Origin of the sequence: Pseudomonas putida, from assembly GCF_026625125.1 — a bacterium.
Lineage (GTDB): Bacteria > Pseudomonadota > Gammaproteobacteria > Pseudomonadales > Pseudomonadaceae > Aquipseudomonas > Aquipseudomonas putida_X.
Window position 1 is genome coordinate 3498372 of sequence record NZ_CP113097.1, and the last position, 16559, is coordinate 3514930.

The window sequence follows — 16559 nt, forward strand, 5'->3', positions numbered from 1 at the left end:
CAAAATGCAGCAACACTTTCACCCATGGAGTGAAAATGCTCCGCATCACCGACCTCGAACTGTTCGTGCGCAGCAGCGCACTGGGCAGTTTCACCGCCGCCGCCCACGAGGCCGACCTGCTGCCCGGGCAGGTCGCCGCTGCCATCAAACGCCTGGAGCGTGACCTCGACGTGCGCCTGTTCGCACGGACCACCCGCAGCCTGCGCCTGACAGCCGAGGGCGAGCTGTACCTGCCTACCGCGCTCAGCGTGCTGCAAAGCCTGCGCCAAGGCCGGGAGAACCTGCACGGCGCCAACAGCACCCTGCGTGGGGTGCTGCAGGTGTCGGCGCCCTCGGACCTTGGGCGCAATATCCTGCTGCCATGGTTGAGTGATTTCCGCCGCGAGCACCCTGAGCTGACCCTGCGCCTGCACCTGTCCGACCAGGTCGCCGACCTGTTCCGCGACCCGGTGGACGTGGCCATACGCTATGGCCTGAACGAAGAAGCCAACTACATCGCCCTGCCCCTGGCACCGTGGAATCGTCGTGTGCTGGTGGCCTCGCCGGCCTACCTGGCGCGTCACGGGCGGCCGCAGACGCTGGATGACTTGCAGCAGCATGCGTGCCTGCTTTACCTGCAACAGGGGCGTATCTACGACAAGTGGCGGCTGGGCAACCGTACCGTTCAGGTGAGTGGCCCACTGTTCAGCGACGATGCCGATGTGGTGCGGCGCTGGGCCATCCTTGGCGAGGGTATCGGCTACAAATCGTGGCTGGATGTCAGCGCCAATGTGGCAACTGGCGAGCTGCAAGTGCTGCTGCCGGAGCACCCGGGTGAACTGAGCCCGGTAACCTTGGTGTGTCCACACCGCAAGCAGCTGTCGCCTGCGGTATCGCAGTTGCATCTATGGCTGCGCGAGCGTTTCGCGGCGCAGCAGCCGCGCTGAAGCCTGCTGTGCACAATTATTCTAAACGCAGGGCGGATTCTGCATTAAGGTGAACTGCCCTACCTTCTGCAGCCTTGCCGCCATGCCAGACTGGATCGACCTCAAGCAAGACGCCGACACCGGCATCGAGTCGGTGCGTGCGCATTTCGTTGGCCACGCCTACGACCCGCACTGGCATGAGAGCTTTCTGGTCGGCGTCACCGAGCAGGGTGTGCAGCAGTTCCACTGCCGGCGTACACGCCATCACAGCACACCCGGGCAGGTGTTCCTGCTCGAGCCAGGCGACATTCACGACGGCGATGCGCCAACGGCAGAAGGTTTTACCTATTCGACCCTGTACCTGGAGCCGACCTGGCTGGAGGCGGAGCTGCGCGTGCTGTTCGAGCAAGCGCCCAGTGACAGCCTGCCAAGCTTCGCCGATACGCTGTGCGATGATCGCCAGCTTGCCCGCGCCACCACCCTCGCCTTTCAGGCGGTGCATGGCGGGGAGCTGCGCATCGTGCGGCAAACCGCCACCGATGACCTGCTCAGTTGCCTTACCGGCCACCTGCACTGGCGCAAACGCCTGAACCCCGATCCGCGCCTGCCGCTGACCGCCCAGCGGGCACGCGACTACCTGCATGCACACCTCGATCAGGACATCGGCCTCGACGACCTGGCACTGGCCTGCGGCGTAGACCGCTTCCGTCTGACCCGTGCCTTCAAGGCTGCATTTGGCCTGGCGCCGCACGCCTATCTGATCCAGCTGCGCCTGGCGCGCGCCCGACGTCTGCTTGCCCAAGGCCGGACCCCGACCGAAGTGGCCATGGCCCTGGGCTTCGCTGACCAGAGCCACCTGGGGCGCTGGTTCCGCCGTGCCTACCGGCTCACCCCCGCGGACTACCGGCGCCGCTGCTCAAACCTTCCAGACTGACACGCAGCAATCGGCCAGCATGGTGCCCTGTTCAATAGGAGCCGTTCACCATGTCGCATTCGTTGTTGCCGTTCATGCTCTTCGCCCTGGTCGCCAGCATCAGCCCAGGGCCGACCAACCTGCTGATCCTAGGCCATGGCGCACGGCAGGGCCTGCGCGCGAGTGTGGCGCCGATCCTGGCGGGTTGCAGTGCGGCGGCAGCGGTCGTATTGCTGGTCGGCCTGGGCCTTGGTGAGTTTCTGATGCGTCACCCGCTGGCCCAGCAGGTGATGAGCTGGGCCGGCGTACTGTGGTTGAGCTGGCTGGCGTGGCGCATTTTACGCAGCGCGGGGCAGCCCTTGGATGTCAGTGCAGCCAAGCCTTTCGGCGCCCTCAGTGCCGCGTCGCTGCAAGTGGTCAACCCGAAAGTGTGGCTGATGGCAGTGGCGGTGATCGGGGTGTTCGCCGCGCCGTCACTGCCGGTGTGGCAATTGGCACTGGTGTTTCTCGTGATTGCCCTGCCGTGCATGACGGCCTGGGCACTGTTGGGGGTCGGAAGTGCACGCTGGTTGCAGACGCCGGAGCGGTTGCTGTGGTTCAACCGAGGGTTGGCGGGCATGTTGCTGGTGTCGGCCTGGGCCGCGCTGCTTGGCTGAGCCGAAGGTGGTTTGTAGCGGCCCTGTCGGCAGCAAGCCGACGACAGGGCTGGCACCGTCAATCACTGACGCAGGGCCTCGCGAAAGCGTCGGGTGCTGGCCAAGGCCAGCAGCAACCCGGCCACCGCCACAGTGCCGCCGGCCCACCCGATGGAGGCCACCCCCATCTGGCTGCTGACAATACTGCCCAGCAGCGCCCCGCCGCCAATGCCGATGTTATAGATGCCCGAAAACAACGCCATCGCCACGTCAGTGGCATCGGACGCCAGCTTCAGCGTCTTGGACTGCAGCGACAGGCTGAAGCTGAGGATCGCGACGCCCCAGAACATGCTCAGCCCGGCAAACAGATAGAAGTTGCCTGCCAAAGGCAACAGCAGCAGCAGGCACGCTGCCAGCAAGCCGATCGAGCCTACCAGCAGGCCATGCGGAAAGCGCTCGCTGTAGCGGCTGAACAGCACCGAGCCAAACACCCCCGCCCCGCCGAACAGCAGCAGCAACAAGGTGATGCGCTCACCACTGATCTGCGCCACCTGCAGGGCGAACGGCTCGATGTAGCTGTACGCCGTGAATTGCGCGGTGATCACCAGGGTCACCAGCACATACGTGATCACCAGCGCCGGGCGTTTGAACAGGATCGGCAAGCTGCGCAGCGAGCCGGAGTTCTGGCTGGGCAAAAGCGGCAGCGATTTCACCAGGCAAAGCATGGTGGCCAGCGCCACCCCGGCGATGCTGAGGAAGGTCACCCGCCAGCCCAGCGCCTCACCCACCACGCGCCCCAGCGGGATGCCCAGGACCATTGCCAGGGTCGTACCGGTAGCCAGCAAGCCCAACGCCTTGGCCTGCTGGCCTGGCGGCGCCACACGCACGGCCAGCGAGGCGGTGATGGACCAGAACACGGCATGGGCCAGGGCGATGCCGATGCGGCTCAGCAGCAGTACCGCAAAACTTTGCGACAGCCACGACAGCAGGTGGCAGACCACGAACACCACGAACACGCACAACAGCAGGCGCCGACGCTCGATATTGCGCGTGAGCAGCATCATGGGCAGCGAGGCCAAGGCCACCACCCAGGCATAGATAGTCAGCATCAGGCCGACCTGAGCGGTGCTCATGTCGAAACTGCGGCCGATGTCGCTGAGCAGCGCTACCGGGACGAACTCAGTGGTGTTGAAGATGAAAGCTGCAAGGGCCAGGGCGATCACACTCAGCCAGCTGCCGCCGCCGGCGGTTGGCGGCAGGTTGGTGGGGATGGGTCCGTTCATGGGGCGAATTCTATTCTCCGCAGGCAAGGCGAAAAGACGCGCGTCAGGGGCCAAGTATCGGCCGCGCTGAGGCACGGGTTTGTTATTGGAGGGAATGCCGGCATGGTACGCGTCAACAGCGCACCTCACAACCAGGCGCGCACAGGGGAATGGGCGCCGCCCCCAGACCCGATCGCCCGGAGGGTCTGGGGGCAACGCGTGGCTGGGAAGGATCAGCCCTGCAGCGTCGCCATGTCGATCACGAAACGGTACTTCACATCACCGGCGATCATGCGCTCATAAGCCTGGTTGATATTACGGATATCCAGCATCTCGATATCGCAGCGGATATCGTGCTTGGCACAGAAATCCAGTACTTCCTGGGTCTCGGCGATACCGCCAATCAGCGAGCCTGCCAGCACCCGGCGCTTCATCACCAGGTTGGCCGCGTGCAGCGCCGGGTCGATCGGCTCGATCAGGCCCACCAGGATATGCACGCCGTCGAACTTCAGCGTCTCCAGGTACGGGTTCAAGTCGTGCTGCACCGGGATGGTATCGAGCAGGAAGTCGAAGCGCCCGGCAGCGGCGCGCATCTGCTCGGCATCGGTGGAGACGATCACATGGTCGGCGCCTTGGCGACGGGCTTCATCAGCCTTGGCCTGCGAGCGGGTGAACAGGGTCACTTCAGCGCCCAACGCCTTGGCCAGCTTGATGCCCATGTGCCCCAGGCCACCCATGCCAAGAATGCCGACCTTGTGGCCAGGGCCGACGCCATGGTGCTTGAGCGGCGAGTAGGTGGTGATACCGGCGCACAGAATCGGCGCCGCGCTGGGCAGGTCCATGCCAGCCGGGATGCGCACCACGAAGTGTTCGCTGACCACGATGCTGCTGGAGTAACCCCCCATGGTATTGCTGCCATCGACCCGGTCCGGGGTGGCGTAGGTCATGGTCGGGCCTTCCAGGCAGTATTGCTCCAGGTCCTTGGCGCAAGCCTCACAGTGGCGGCAGGAGTCGACCATGCAGCCGACGCCGACCAGGTCACCGACCTTGTGCGCCGATACCTTCTCGCCCACCGCCGTGACGCGGCCGATGATCTCGTGGCCGGGCATCAGCGGGTACACGGCAATGCCCCACTCGTTGCGGGCCTGATGGATGTCGGAGTGGCAGACGCCACAGTAGAGAATCTCGATGGCGACATCGTCCGGGCGCGGGCTGCGACGCTCGAAGGTCATGGGCGCCAGGGGGCTGGTCGGGGTTTGCGCGGCGTAACCGATAGCAGTGTACATACAAGACCTCAGGTGACAGTGAAACGATTCAGGCGGTATATTTTCCCCGTCCTCGCCCTGCCCGCCCACAGCAAATCCTCCGAGGTGAATGCCTGATTCTCCGAACCTGGCCTGAGCCCCCTGGCGCCGAGCCTTGGATCTGAGATGATGCAAGTGTCTGATCCTCTGCCCATGGTCCATCATGCAACTGACCCGCCACGTCGACGCCAACGCCCCGCTGTGCGCCCTGATCCGCAGCCTGGCCACACGCCCAGGCTTCGTGCCCACTCATCTGCCACAAGTCCAGGTGTTGAGCTGGGACCATTACGTGGCCAGCAGCCCGCAGATCTATGAACCCAGCCTGATGATCCTGGCCCAGGGCAGCAAGCTGGCGCGCCTTGGCCCGCGCACGCTGGAGTATGGCGCCGGGCATTACCTCGTGCAGGCGCTGTCGGTGCCGTTCATGTGCGAAACCTTCGCCACCGCCGAAGCGCCGTTACTGGGCGTTGCAGTGGACATCGACCGCGGCGTGCTGGGTGAACTGGTACAAAGCATGGCGCTGGCGCCTGACCCTGCAGTGCAGGCGCAGACGCCGCAATCGATGACCTCGGCAGCGCTGGATGCGCCCATGCGCGAGTGCGTCGAGCGGCTGTTACGCTGCCTGCAGGATCCGACAGATGCCAAGGTGCTCGGCCCGGCGCGGGTGCGCGAGGTTCTGTACACCGCACTGCGCGGGCCGCAGGCCGGGGTGTTGCGGGCGCTGGTCGAACAGCAGGGGCACTTCGCGCGCATCGGCGCCGCCCTTGCTCACCTGCGTGAACACTACACCGAGCCGCTGAGCGTGGAAGCGTTGGCTGCACGGGCGAACATGAGCGTGTCGACCTTCCACGAGCACTTCAAGCGCTGCACCGACATGGCGCCGATGCAATACCTCAAGCGCCTGCGGCTGCTCAAGGCGCAACAGATGCTGATCGGCGAAGGGCTGGGTGTGGCGCAGGCAGCGCATCGCGTGGGCTACCAGAGCACCTCGCAGTTCAGCCGCGAGTACAAACGCCAGTTTGCCCGTAGCCCGGGGGATGAGCAGGCCTATCAGAGTTTGCCTGTATGACGGCAGGCAGCCACGAGCCCCCCGTCGTGGTTGCCGTGCAAGCATGGCGGCAGATCAAGCAGAACCCGCCTCAGGGCGTCAACGGCCACTGCGCCAGCGGCAGGTACTGGCCTTTGCGCGATTCGTAGAGCGTGAAGTGCCGGGCTGCGATGAAAAAGTCGGGGGCCACGCTGGCCTCGGGCACCTGGCCGCGAAAGTCCCGTGACAGGGTCAGGTGTGGCCGGTATTCACGGGCCTGCTCGGCAAAGCCCATGGGCAGCAGTGCCTGCTGCAGCCCATAGACAAATTGGCGCAGCGCCGCCGGGGGCTGCTGCGGCTCGAGTACCAGCACGTTTGCCCGGGGCCAGACCTTGAGCTGATCGAGCAGCAGGCGCAGGGGGGCATCGGGACGCGCCAGGTTGTCCACCGCCGCGCAAATCGCCGGCACCTGCACGGCATCCACATCGCCTAGAAACATCAAGGTCAGGTGGAAGTTGGTACTCGGCACCGGTTTGCCACTACGCAGCTGGAGGCCACGCCGCCACTGGGCGATCGCACGCTGCTGGGCATCGGTGACCGGCAGGGCGAAAAACAGCCGTTTGAAGGGGGCGCCAGTGAGGCGCGGGTCCTGAACCATGCGGGCTCCTTTACGTTAAACGTTTGCGCATACTGCGGCCATTGCACCTTGGTCGGCCGCAAATCTCGCCCACCACGGTGCAAACTATCTGTACAAACTCCCCCCATGATTGTTTATGCTGGCGGGCTTATGCCATGGCGCATGGCCATTTTTCGACAAGTAATCGTCCATGAAAATTGCACTCGTACTCATCTTCGCCCTCTCGATCGCCTATGTTCATCTGCGCGGTCGGGTACGCCACAAGCTCACCCGCCAGTTGGGTGACCACTCCAGTTTCCTGGCCCCGGTCAACAGCTTCCTTTACCTGTTCTCCAGGCACCCGGCCAAACCCTACCTGCCGGTCGAGGCCTTCCCCGAGCTGCAGCCACTGAAGGATCACTGGCAGGAAATCCGCCAGGAGGCCCAGCAGTTGCTGCATGTTGGCGAGATCAAGAAGTCCGACAATTACGACGACGTTGGCTTCAATTCCTTCTTCAAGACCGGCTGGAAGCGCTTCTACCTGAAATGGTACGGCGAAAGCCACCCGTCTGCGATGAACCTGTGCCCACGCACCACCGAGTTGCTGCAAGGCATCGGCTCGGTCAAGGCAGCCATGTTCGCGACCTTGCCGCCGGGCGCCAAGCTGGTGCGCCACCGCGACCCGTATGCCGGCTCGTACCGCTACCACCTGGGCCTGGACACGCCGAACGACGATGGCTGCTACATCGATGTGGATGGCGAGAAGTACTCATGGCGTGACGGCGAAGCCGTGGTGTTCGACGAGACCTACATCCACTACGCCGCCAACACCACCGAGCACAACCGGATCATTCTGTTCTGCGACATCGAGCGCCCGCTGAAATACCGCTGGGCGACGGCGTTCAACCGCTGGTTCAGCCGCAATGTCATGGCTGCCGCGGCAGCGCCGAACAATGCCAATGACAAGACTGGCGGCATCAACCGCCTGTTCACCCGGATCTACAAGATCCGCGAACGGGGCAAGGCACTGAAAAAACGCAACCGCATGCGCTACTACCTGGAGAAGTGGCTGGTGGTGGCGGCCTTGGTTCTGGTGTTCATCTATATCTGAATGGGCCGGGAGCCTTTGCCGCCATGATCCACATCCGCCCCATGACGCCCGAGGATTTCGAGCGTTTCTGGCCCACCTTCCAGGCCGTTGTCCAGGCCCGCGAAACCTACGCCTACGACCCCGCCCTGAGCTTCGAACAGGCGCGCCAGCTATGGTTGGAGCTGCCCTTGCGCACGCTGGTGGCCGAGCAGGACGGTGTGTTGCTGGGGTCGTACTACCTCAAGGCCAATGCCGCTGGCCCCGGCGCCCATGTCGGCAACTGCGGCTACATGGTTGACGAAGCCGCCCGTGGCCGTGGCGTGGCCAGGCTGATGTGCGAGCATTCACAGAAACTGGCGCGCCAGGAAGGCTTCCTGGCGCTGCAGTTCAACTCGGTGGTGGCCAGCAATGAAGTGGCCGTGGCGCTGTGGCACAAATTGGGCTTCGAGACCGTCGGCCGCTTGCCCAAGGCTTACCGCCATGCCCGCCTGGGCCTGGTGGATTGCCTGGTGATGTACAAATGGCTGGCCGACGAGCCGGTAGTGGAAAAACTGCCGCTGCTGATTGGCCGCAAGAACATCGAGGCGCGCGTGTCGCGGCGGCGTGGGCGCTAGGTGCGTTGCACTTTTCTGCGAACCCGTGGCATAGATGCAGGTCAACGCCTGTATGTGACCGTTTGCGCCACTCAAGGAGCCCCGCATGAACAATCCCCCCTACGTTCCACCCAAGGTCTGGCGTAGCGACGCTGCCTCCGGCGGCCAGTTCGCCAGCATCAACCGCCCCATCGCCGGCCCTACCCACGACAAGGCGTTACCTGTGGGCAAGCATCCGCTACAGCTGTACTCGCTGGCCACCCCAAACGGTGTGAAGGTCACCATCCTTCTTGAGGAGTTGCTGGCTCTGGGCCATAGCGGCGCCGAGTATGACGCCTGGTTGATCCGCATTGGCGAAGGTGACCAGTTCTCCAGTGGGTTCGTTGAGGTCAACCCCAACTCGAAGATCCCCGCCCTGCTCGACCGCAGCGTCGAGCCCGCGGTGCGGGTATTCGAATCGGGCTCGATCCTGCTCTACCTGGCCGAGAAATTCGCGGCCTTCCTGCCCAGCGGTGCGGCCGCGCGTACCGAAACCCTGAACTGGCTGTTCTGGCAGATGGGTTCGGCGCCTTATCTGGGTGGGGGCTTTGGTCACTTCTACGTGTATGCCCCGGAAAAGTTCGAATACGCCATCAACCGCTTCACCATGGAAGCCAAGCGCCAGCTGGATGTGCTCGAACGGCGCCTCGCGCAAAGCCGCTACCTGGGTGGCGACGAGTACAGCATCGCCGATATCGCCGTATGGCCGTGGTATGGCCAATTGGTGCGCGGCAACCTGTATGACGCAGCAGAGTTCCTTGCCGTGCATGAATACCCGCAGGTGCAACGCTGGGCCGAGGAAATCGCGCAGCGCCCGGCCGTGCAGCGAGGCACCCGGGTCAACCGCACTTGGGGGGACGAAGCCAGCCAGGTGCCCGAACGCCATTCGGCAGCGGACCTGGATTAAACGCGTGAGGGCCGCCAGGCGGCCCTTCGCCGGGCAGGCCGGCCACCGCAGTGCCCGACAATGCCCCGCTGCAAAAATCCATTTGCCCTCGCGCAAACCTGCTTCCGCCCAGCCCTTCTTGTACACTCCTCGCAAAAGCCCCCACCTGCACACATTTTGGTGAAAGCATGATCGAGGTAACCGAGGTTTCCATTGCCGAGCTGCGCGATGCGCTCGAACAGGGCCGCACGACGGCGGTCGAGCTGGTCAAGGCCTACCTGGCGCGCATCGACGCCTACGATGGAGCCGATACCCCCACTGCGCTGAACGCTGTGGTCGTACGCAACCCCGAGGCGATCAAGGAGGCCGAGGCGTCCGACGCGCGCCGCGCCCGCGGCGAACTGCTCGGCCCGCTCGACGGCATCCCTTACACCGCCAAGGACAGCTACCTGGTCAAGGGCCTGACCGCGGCATCCGGCAGCCCGGCGTTCAAGGACCTGGTAGCCCAGCGCGACGCGTTCACCGTCGAGCGCCTGCGCGCCGGCGGCGCCATCTGCCTGGGCAAGACCAACATGCCGCCCATGGCCAACGGTGGCATGCAGCGCGGCGTCTATGGCCGTGCCGAAAGCCCATACAACGCCAACTACCTGACCGCACCGTTCGCCTCCGGCTCATCCAACGGCGCCGGCACCGCCACCGCTGCCAGCTTCAGCGCCTTCGGCCTGGCCGAGGAAACCTGGTCCAGTGGCCGTGGCCCGGCCTCCAACAACGGCCTGTGCGCCTACACCCCTTCGCGCGGGGTCATTTCGGTGCGCGGCAACTGGCCGCTGACACCGACCATGGACGTGGTAGTGCCTTTCGCCCGCACCATGGCCGACCTGCTGGAAGTGCTCGATGTGGTGGTTGCCGACGATGCCGACAAGCGCGGCGACCTCTGGCGCCTGCAGCCTTGGGTGCCAATCCCGGCGGCCTCTTCGGTCCGCCCGGCGTCCTACCTGGACCTGGCGGTTGACGCCAGCGCGCTCAAGGGCAAGCGTTTCGGCGTACCGCGCATGTACATCAATGCCGACCCCGAGGCCGGCTCGTCCGAAAAACCTGGCATCGGTGGCCCGACCGGCCAGCGCATCAACACCCGTGCCACGGTCATCGAGCTGTGGCAACAGGCGCGCCAGGCCTTGGAAGCAGCGGGCGCGGAAGTGGTCGAGGTGGATTTCCCGCTGGTCTCCAACTGCGAGGGCGATCGCCCCGGCGCACCGACCGTGTACAACCGCGGCATCGTCAGCAAGGCGTTCCTGCATGACGAGCTGTGGGAACTGTCCGGCTGGGGCTTCGACGATTTCCTGCGCGCCAATAACGACCCCAAGCTCAACCGCCTGGCCGATGTCGACGGCCCGCTGATTTTCCCCCACGACCCAGGCACCCTGCCCAACCGTGAAGACGACCTGGCCGCCGGCATGGACGAGTACGTCAACATGGCCAAACGCGGCTTGAAGGGCTGGGACCAGATCGAAACCCTGCCAGACGGGCTGCGCGGCCTGGAAAAGACGCGCAAACTGGACCTGGAAGACTGGATGGACGCTCAAGGCCTCGATGCGGTGCTGTTCCCCACCGTAGCCGATGTTGGCCCGGCCGACGCCGACGTGAACCCAGCCTCGGCGGACATCGCCTGGAGCAACGGTATCTGGGTGGCCAACGGCAACCTCGCCATTCGCCATCTGGGCGTGCCGACCGTCACCGTGCCAATGGGCGTGATGGCTGACATCGGCATGCCGGTGGGGCTGACATTCGCCGGGCGTGCCTACAGCGACAATGCACTGCTGAGTTTTGCCGCGGCCTTTGAGGCGACCGGCTCACGCCGCATGGTGCCGCCGCGTACACCGGCTCTGGGGTGAGGATGGCCTGAAAGGCCATTTGCTTATCCACCCTTGGATCGAGCGCCGCTTCGGCGCTCGGTTCGCGGCGCACCGCAAACGCCAAGCCCCTCTAAATGGCCACGCGAGTCGCCGGACTACTTCTCGATACAGAAGCTCGCCACCAATCTGCGCAGCTCCCCCGAACGCCCGTCCAACCTTTCACACACCCCCAGGGTCTGCTCTTGGCCCGCCTGCACATGCTGATTGAGCGTGACGATTTCGCCCACTTCCCGACTGATTGACTCGACCACCGCACGTTGCTGATCCGTGGCTGCTGCGACGGACTGATTCATGTCATCGATATCAGCCAAACGCCCTATCACTGCGTCGATACCTTCGCAGGCCTGAGCGATGACGTGAACACTGCGTTCAGCGTGGCGATGGCTGGCAACCATCGAGGCAATCGACGCTTGGGCGCCGACCTGCAGCGATTCGATCATGGCGTGGATCTCCTTGGCCGACCCTTGGCTGCGATGCGCCAGTTGGCGCACCTCGTCCGCTACCACCGCAAAACCTCGGCCAGACTCCCCTGCTCGCGCAGCTTCAATGGCTGCGTTGAGTGCCAGCAAATTGGTCTGTTGGGCGATGCTGTGAATCACTTCAAGGATACGGCCGATGGCTTCAGTCTGGTCACCCAATTGCTCCATGCTCGCGCGGGCGGTTTCAACCTGGGCGGCGAGCGCATCCAGTGCCGTGGAGCCATCGCTGAGAATACGCTGGCCCTGCTCGGCCTGGTTGCGCGCCGCAGCACTCTGTACCGAAACATTCGCGGCATTGCCGGCGATTTCCTGGGCGGCAGCACCCAATTGCTCGATGGCAGCGGCAACCGTGTCGCTGCGCTGTAGCAGTTCGCTGGACTGGCGCAGGGTAGCCTGGCTGGCCTGGACCACACTGCGCGCACCTTCATCGACGCCGACACTGCCACTGGCGACCAGGCCGATGGTGCGCTGCATGCGCTCGACGAAAAGGTTGAACGACTTGGCCAGTTGGGCCAGTTCATCTCGGCCGGTGGCAGGCAGGCGCTGGGTAAGGTCGCCCTCACCGTTGGCGATGTCCTGCATGGCGACGTTCATACGCAGCAGCGGCTTTAGCAGCATACGCAACAGTGCACCGAGGGCGAGCATGACCAACAGCACTGACACCAGCATGGCGATCAACGCCGAACCGCTGAAGTCGCGCAATTGCTGGTAAGCCAGGTCACGATCCACCGAAAGCCCGACGTACCAGTCGGCACCCGGCAGCCCCGGTACCGGGACGAAGGTATCGATGCGAACCTGGCCATCGACCTCGTGCTCTTGCAGATCACGACTGACTTTCAGGGTGTGCCCCCGGTCCAGTTCGTCGAGACGCCGGTTGATCAGGTCCGTCTGGGGATGCACCAGGATTTTCCCGGCGCCATTGACCAGGTAGGCGTAGCCTTTGCCTTGCAGGTCGACGCTGCCGATGATCTGGACCAGGGTATCGATCGGCATACCCGCGCCCACCGCGCCAAGCAACGCACCGGCACGCGCTACCGGGGCAGCGGCAGCCATGATCATCTCCTGGGTAGCGGCATTGACATAGGGCTCGGTGAGCACGCTGTCATTGCGCGCCTGCACACGCTGGTACCAGTCGCGCTGGCGAGCATCGTACCCGGCGGGCATATCCTGCTGCGGGCGAATGCTGAAACTGCCATCGGCGCGCGCCAGATACACCATATTGAAGGTGTTTTTCAGCACATCCTGGCCGAATGCCTGCTCGACGGCCGCCTCGCTGGTATCGTCGGCCAGGCGTTGTGCCAGGCTTTCCACCAGCAGTACTCGCCCGCCCAGCCAGTTGTGAACGCTGTCGGCGGCCAGGGCGCCAACCTCGCGCAGCTGGCTTTGCAGCTCCCGAGCAAGCAGGCGCTTTTGCCAGATGTAGTTGTACAGGGTGAACGATGCGAAGGCGCTGACCACGACCAAGGCCGCGGCCAACAGAATCTTGTGGCTGAATTTCATCATCAAGGCTCTAAAAAGGGCCGCGCAGCCAACCCTGCGCGGCCAAACACGCTCTACGCCATTTGCGGCCCCAGGAGCGCGAGGACGCGAATGCTGGCAGCGTCTCAGGCGACCCGCCCTCCCAGGTACAGTTCGCTGACTTGCGGGTCGTGCATCAGCTCCCGAGCATTGCCGGTCAACGCTACACTGCCCATCGACAGCACGTAGGCACGGTCGGAGATGCGCAGCGCCTCCATCGCGTTCTGCTCCACCATCAGGATGGTCACGCCTTCCTGATCGCGGACCTGCTGGATGGCTTCGAACACTTCCAGCAGCACTTTGGGCGACAGGCCTGCCGAAGGTTCATCGAGCAGCAGCAGGCTAGGCCTGGGCATCAGGGCCCGGGCCAGGGCGAGGATCTGCCGCTCACCACCGGACATGGATGCCGCGGGTGCGTTGAACTTCTTGGCCAGGATCGGGTAGGCCGTGCACAGTTCATCGATACGTCGCTGGTTGTCCTGGGGCCGCTGATAGTGCCCGCCCACATGGAGATTTTCGCGGATGCTCAGGCTGGCGAAGACGTTGTCGGTCTGCGGCACGAAGCCAACCCGGCAACGGCGGATCTTCTGATGCACGGGTACCCGCGACACGTCCTGCCCCTGCAGCAGGATCTGCCCCTTGCGCGGCAGCAGGTAACCGGCAATGGTTTTGAGCAAGGTGCTCTTGCCGCAACCATTGGGGCCCAGCAAGGTAACGATTTCCTTCTGTTCGGCATGCAATGTCATGCCGCGCAGGATGTCCACCTCGGCGGTGTAGCCGGCGACGACGTCCTTCACTTCGATCATGGCGCGTTCTCCTCGAGGGCTTGCGGGCTGTGACGGCCACCCAGATAGGCCTGGATCACCCGCGCGTTGGAGGCCAGTTTGTCGGGCCTGCAGCTAGCGACGATCTCGCCGCGGTCCAGGACTACGCAGCGGCTGCAGACATCGCGGATGAAGTGCATGTCATGCTCGACGATCACCAGCGTCATGCCTTGGGCATTGAGGCGTTTGAGCGCCTCCACCAGGTCACGGCGCAGGTTGGGGTGCACCCCGGCGGTAGGCTCGTCGAGCAGCACCAGTTCAGGCTCGCCCATCAAGGCGCAGACAATGCCCAGCAGTTTCTTCTGCCCGCCCGACAGCGCCGCAGCCGGCAGGTCGCGCACAGGGCTGAGCAGCAACTCATCGATCAGCCGCTCGGCCTTGGCCCGCGCCTGCTCCTCGGCCCGGCGCAGCGCCGGAAGGCCGAGCAAGGTGGCGAGCACACCGTGCTGGCGAGTGCTGGCAGCCATCGCCACCTCGATTACCGACATCTTGGTGGGCATGGAAGGCAGCTGAAATGTCCGGGCAATGCCGTGGCGGACAATACGATGGGCCTGCAGCCGCTCGATACGCCGTGCCCCCAGCGCAATGGCGCCGCCATCGACCGCTTCAAAACCCGTGATGCAATTGAGCAAGGTGCTTTTACCGGAGCCGTTGGGCCCGAGCAGGCCGACGATTTCGCCGCGCTGCACGTTGAAGCTGACGTCACGCAGCACCTGGTTGCCGCCAAAGGCCTTGGCTACCGACTGCACGTTGAGCAGGTATTGGCGCGAAGCACTCATGCGATCTTCCTTACTTTTTCGGGGATCAGACCTTCACTGCGCCACATCAGGCAAGCCAGCAGGATCGCGCCGATCAGGCCCAGGCGCAGGGCGCCGGCAAGGTCGGAGTCAAAACCCAGGTGATCCTTGGCGAACGGCACCAGGCTATAGGCGGCCTGGACCAGGAACACCCCCAGCAATACGCCGCGCAGGTTGCCCAGGCCACCGATCATCAACATGGTCCAGAGCAGGAACGTCTCGGAGGCGAGCAGGTAGTCAGGGCCGACATAACTCATGAAATGGGCGTACAGCGAACCGGCGACAGCGGTGAGCGCAGCGCTGGCCATGATCGCCCGCGACTTCAGTGAGGTCAGGTCGTACCCCATGCAGGCGGCCAGTTGCGGTTCTTCGCGCATCAGCCGCAGCGCACGCCCGAAGCGGCCATCGGCAAGGCGCTGGCAGAGCAGCGTGGCGATACCCAGCAGCGCCAGCATCATCACCAGAAAGCCCACACCGTCGAACAGCGTAGGGATCGCACCGATGCCTTGCGCACCACCGGTAAGCCAGCCCTCGTTGGTCGCCACCACGCGCAGGATTTCGGCGATTGCCAGGGTGGCGATACCCCAATAGTCCGAAGCAAGCTTGCGCCCCAGGCGGGCCACGCACCCGCCCAACCCCATGGCCAGAAGAACACCAACGGCCATGCCGAGCCATGGCGAATAACCCGCCTGGACCGCGATGCCGGTGGCGTAGGCGCCCAGGCCGGCGAAGGCGATGTGGCCGAAATTGAGCAGGCCGCCATAGCCGGCCTGCAGGTTGAGCCCCAGTGCCATCAGGCCATAAAGGCTGGCGAAGGTAAGCGCGGAAACCAGGAAATCAAACACGGCGCACCTCCCGGTCGAACAGGCCGTAGGGCTTGAACAGCAAAGCCAGCAGCAGGATCAGGAACGCAGCGCCGCTGATGTAGGACACCGGCAGGAAAGCCATCTCTCGGCCCACCAGCCAGCCGACGTTCAGGTTGGTGACCAGGGTTTCGGTGAAGGCGATCAACAAGGCGCCGGCGACCGCCCCCATGGGGTTGCCAAGGCCACCGAGGATGGCCGCCGCGAATACTGGCAGGAGCAGGTCATGCCCCAGGTTTATGTGGGCACCGGTGGACAGTGCCAGCAGGCCGCCGCCCAGCCCGGCGATGGCACCACTGGCGAAGGTCACCATCAGGGTTATGCGGGCAGCGTGCAGGCCACTGGCGTTGGCCAGTGCCGGGTTGCCGGCCAGCGCGCGCATGGCACGCCCCAAGCGGGTGTGAAACAGTGCCATGGTGAACACCGCCAGCAGAACGAGGGTGGTGGCGAAGAAGTACAGTTGGGTGTGGGTGATGCGCGCATCGCCCAACAGGATCGGCGCCGTCAGGGGTAGCTCGAACATCCTTGGAAAAGTACCCGCGCTGCCCTGCAGCGCAGCGACCAGCAGCATGGCAATGGCCAGCGAGCCGATCATCGCGATGGCCGGGCCACTTTGGAGCAGACGCTGGAACACCAGGCGCTGCAGCGCCAGGGTCAGGGCACCGACCAGCAGTGCGGCGAGCAGCAAGGCCAACGGCAAGGCCGCGCCAGCGGCGCCAAGGCCATAGGTGAGGTAGGCACCCAGCATCGCGTACTGGACGTGGGCAATATTGGGAAACTTGACTAGGCCATACACCAGGCTGAGGCCGAAGGCGATCAGCGCCAGGTCGGTTGCCCGCAGCAAGGTATCGATCAGGAACTGCAACATGGAAAACACTCCGCAAGAGCAGGCTCA

At 64.4% G+C, this 16559-nt stretch carries 15 protein-coding genes and 2 pseudogenes; 8 read left to right on the plus strand and 9 right to left on the minus strand.

Translation table 11 applies throughout. From position 1 onward, the window contains the following. The first annotated feature begins 35 nt into the window (after positions 1 to 35). The 3 genes from OSW16_RS16010 (at position 36) to OSW16_RS16020 (ending at position 2474) form a co-directional block, all read left to right on the plus strand. Positions 36 to 926, plus strand: a complete 891-nt coding sequence (locus OSW16_RS16010; RefSeq protein WP_267816711.1) for a LysR family transcriptional regulator — start codon at positions 36 to 38, stop codon at positions 924 to 926. A gap of 82 nt (positions 927 to 1008) precedes the next feature. After that, entirely contained in the window at positions 1009 to 1839 is an 831-nt protein-coding gene (locus OSW16_RS16015) for an AraC family transcriptional regulator (RefSeq protein ID WP_267816713.1), read from the plus strand. Positions 1840 to 1889: 50 nt separating this feature from the next. Further along, positions 1890 to 2474 carry a LysE family translocator gene (locus OSW16_RS16020; protein ID WP_267816715.1) on the plus strand — a complete coding sequence of 195 codons (585 nt, stop codon included), beginning with the start codon at positions 1890 to 1892 and terminating at the stop codon, positions 2472 to 2474. Positions 2475 to 2536: 62 nt separating this feature from the next. Here OSW16_RS16020 and OSW16_RS16025 read toward each other — a convergent pair whose 3' ends face one another. Next, positions 2537 to 3736 (minus strand): sugar transporter, encoded by a 1200-nt coding sequence (locus tag OSW16_RS16025; protein ID WP_267816717.1) that lies wholly within the window; start codon positions 3734 to 3736, stop codon positions 2537 to 2539. Between the two features lie 212 nt (positions 3737 to 3948). Continuing rightward, entirely contained in the window at positions 3949 to 5001 is a 1053-nt protein-coding gene (calA, locus tag OSW16_RS16030; RefSeq protein ID WP_267816719.1) for a vanillin reductase, read from the minus strand. Between the two features lie 181 nt (positions 5002 to 5182). Here calA and OSW16_RS16035 point away from each other — a divergent pair, with 181 nt between their 5' ends. After that, the gene (locus OSW16_RS16035) at positions 5183 to 6088 is read left to right on the plus strand and encodes an AraC family transcriptional regulator (protein ID WP_267816720.1); all 906 of its coding nucleotides are present in this window, start codon (positions 5183 to 5185) and stop codon (positions 6086 to 6088) included. 70 nt (positions 6089 to 6158) lie between these two features. On the opposite strand, the gene thpR is transcribed toward OSW16_RS16035, so the two are convergent. Continuing rightward, entirely contained in the window at positions 6159 to 6704 is a 546-nt protein-coding gene (thpR, locus tag OSW16_RS16040; protein ID WP_267816721.1) for an RNA 2',3'-cyclic phosphodiesterase, read from the minus strand. A 169-nt stretch (positions 6705 to 6873) separates the two neighbouring features. Between thpR and lpxO the strand changes: the two genes are divergently transcribed. The 4 genes from lpxO (at position 6874) to OSW16_RS16060 (ending at position 11162) form a co-directional block, all read left to right on the plus strand. Further along, positions 6874 to 7773 (plus strand): lipid A hydroxylase LpxO, encoded by a 900-nt coding sequence (gene lpxO / locus OSW16_RS16045; protein ID WP_267816723.1) that lies wholly within the window; start codon positions 6874 to 6876, stop codon positions 7771 to 7773. Positions 7774 to 7796: 23 nt separating this feature from the next. Next, entirely contained in the window at positions 7797 to 8366 is a 570-nt protein-coding gene (locus tag OSW16_RS16050; RefSeq protein WP_267816725.1) for a GNAT family N-acetyltransferase, read from the plus strand. 85 nt (positions 8367 to 8451) lie between these two features. Beyond that, positions 8452 to 9291 carry a glutathione-dependent disulfide-bond oxidoreductase gene (yghU, locus tag OSW16_RS16055; protein WP_267816727.1) on the plus strand — a complete coding sequence of 280 codons (840 nt, stop codon included), beginning with the start codon at positions 8452 to 8454 and terminating at the stop codon, positions 9289 to 9291. 167 nt (positions 9292 to 9458) lie between these two features. Then, positions 9459 to 11162, plus strand: coding sequence for an amidase (locus OSW16_RS16060; protein WP_267816729.1), 1704 nt, complete (start codon positions 9459 to 9461; stop codon positions 11160 to 11162). A gap of 116 nt (positions 11163 to 11278) precedes the next feature. Here OSW16_RS16060 and OSW16_RS27140 read toward each other — a convergent pair. The 6 genes and pseudogenes from OSW16_RS27140 to OSW16_RS16085 form a co-directional block, all read right to left on the minus strand. After that, a pseudogene (locus tag OSW16_RS27140) lies at positions 11279 to 11800 on the minus strand (methyl-accepting chemotaxis protein); the annotation flags it as partial. A 390-nt stretch (positions 11801 to 12190) separates the two neighbouring features. After that, positions 12191 to 13165: pseudogene (locus tag OSW16_RS27145) on the minus strand (cache domain-containing protein); the annotation flags it as partial. A gap of 101 nt (positions 13166 to 13266) precedes the next feature. After that, positions 13267 to 13986 carry an ABC transporter ATP-binding protein gene (locus tag OSW16_RS16070; RefSeq protein WP_267816733.1) on the minus strand — a complete coding sequence of 240 codons (720 nt, stop codon included), beginning with the start codon at positions 13984 to 13986 and terminating at the stop codon, positions 13267 to 13269. Further along, the gene (locus OSW16_RS16075) at positions 13983 to 14783 is read right to left on the minus strand and encodes an ABC transporter ATP-binding protein (protein ID WP_267816735.1); all 801 of its coding nucleotides are present in this window, start codon (positions 14781 to 14783) and stop codon (positions 13983 to 13985) included. The genes OSW16_RS16070 and OSW16_RS16075 overlap by 4 nt, the downstream gene beginning before the upstream one ends. Then, complete coding sequence (locus OSW16_RS16080; protein ID WP_267816737.1) at positions 14780 to 15646, minus strand: branched-chain amino acid ABC transporter permease; 867 nt, start codon at positions 15644 to 15646, stop codon at positions 14780 to 14782. Before OSW16_RS16080 ends, OSW16_RS16075 begins: the two co-directional genes overlap by 4 nt. Beyond that, on the minus strand, positions 15639 to 16532 hold the full coding sequence (locus tag OSW16_RS16085) for a branched-chain amino acid ABC transporter permease (protein WP_267816739.1): 894 nt from the start codon (positions 16530 to 16532) through the stop codon (positions 15639 to 15641). The genes OSW16_RS16080 and OSW16_RS16085 overlap by 8 nt, the downstream gene beginning before the upstream one ends. Positions 16533 to 16559 lie beyond the last annotated feature (27 nt).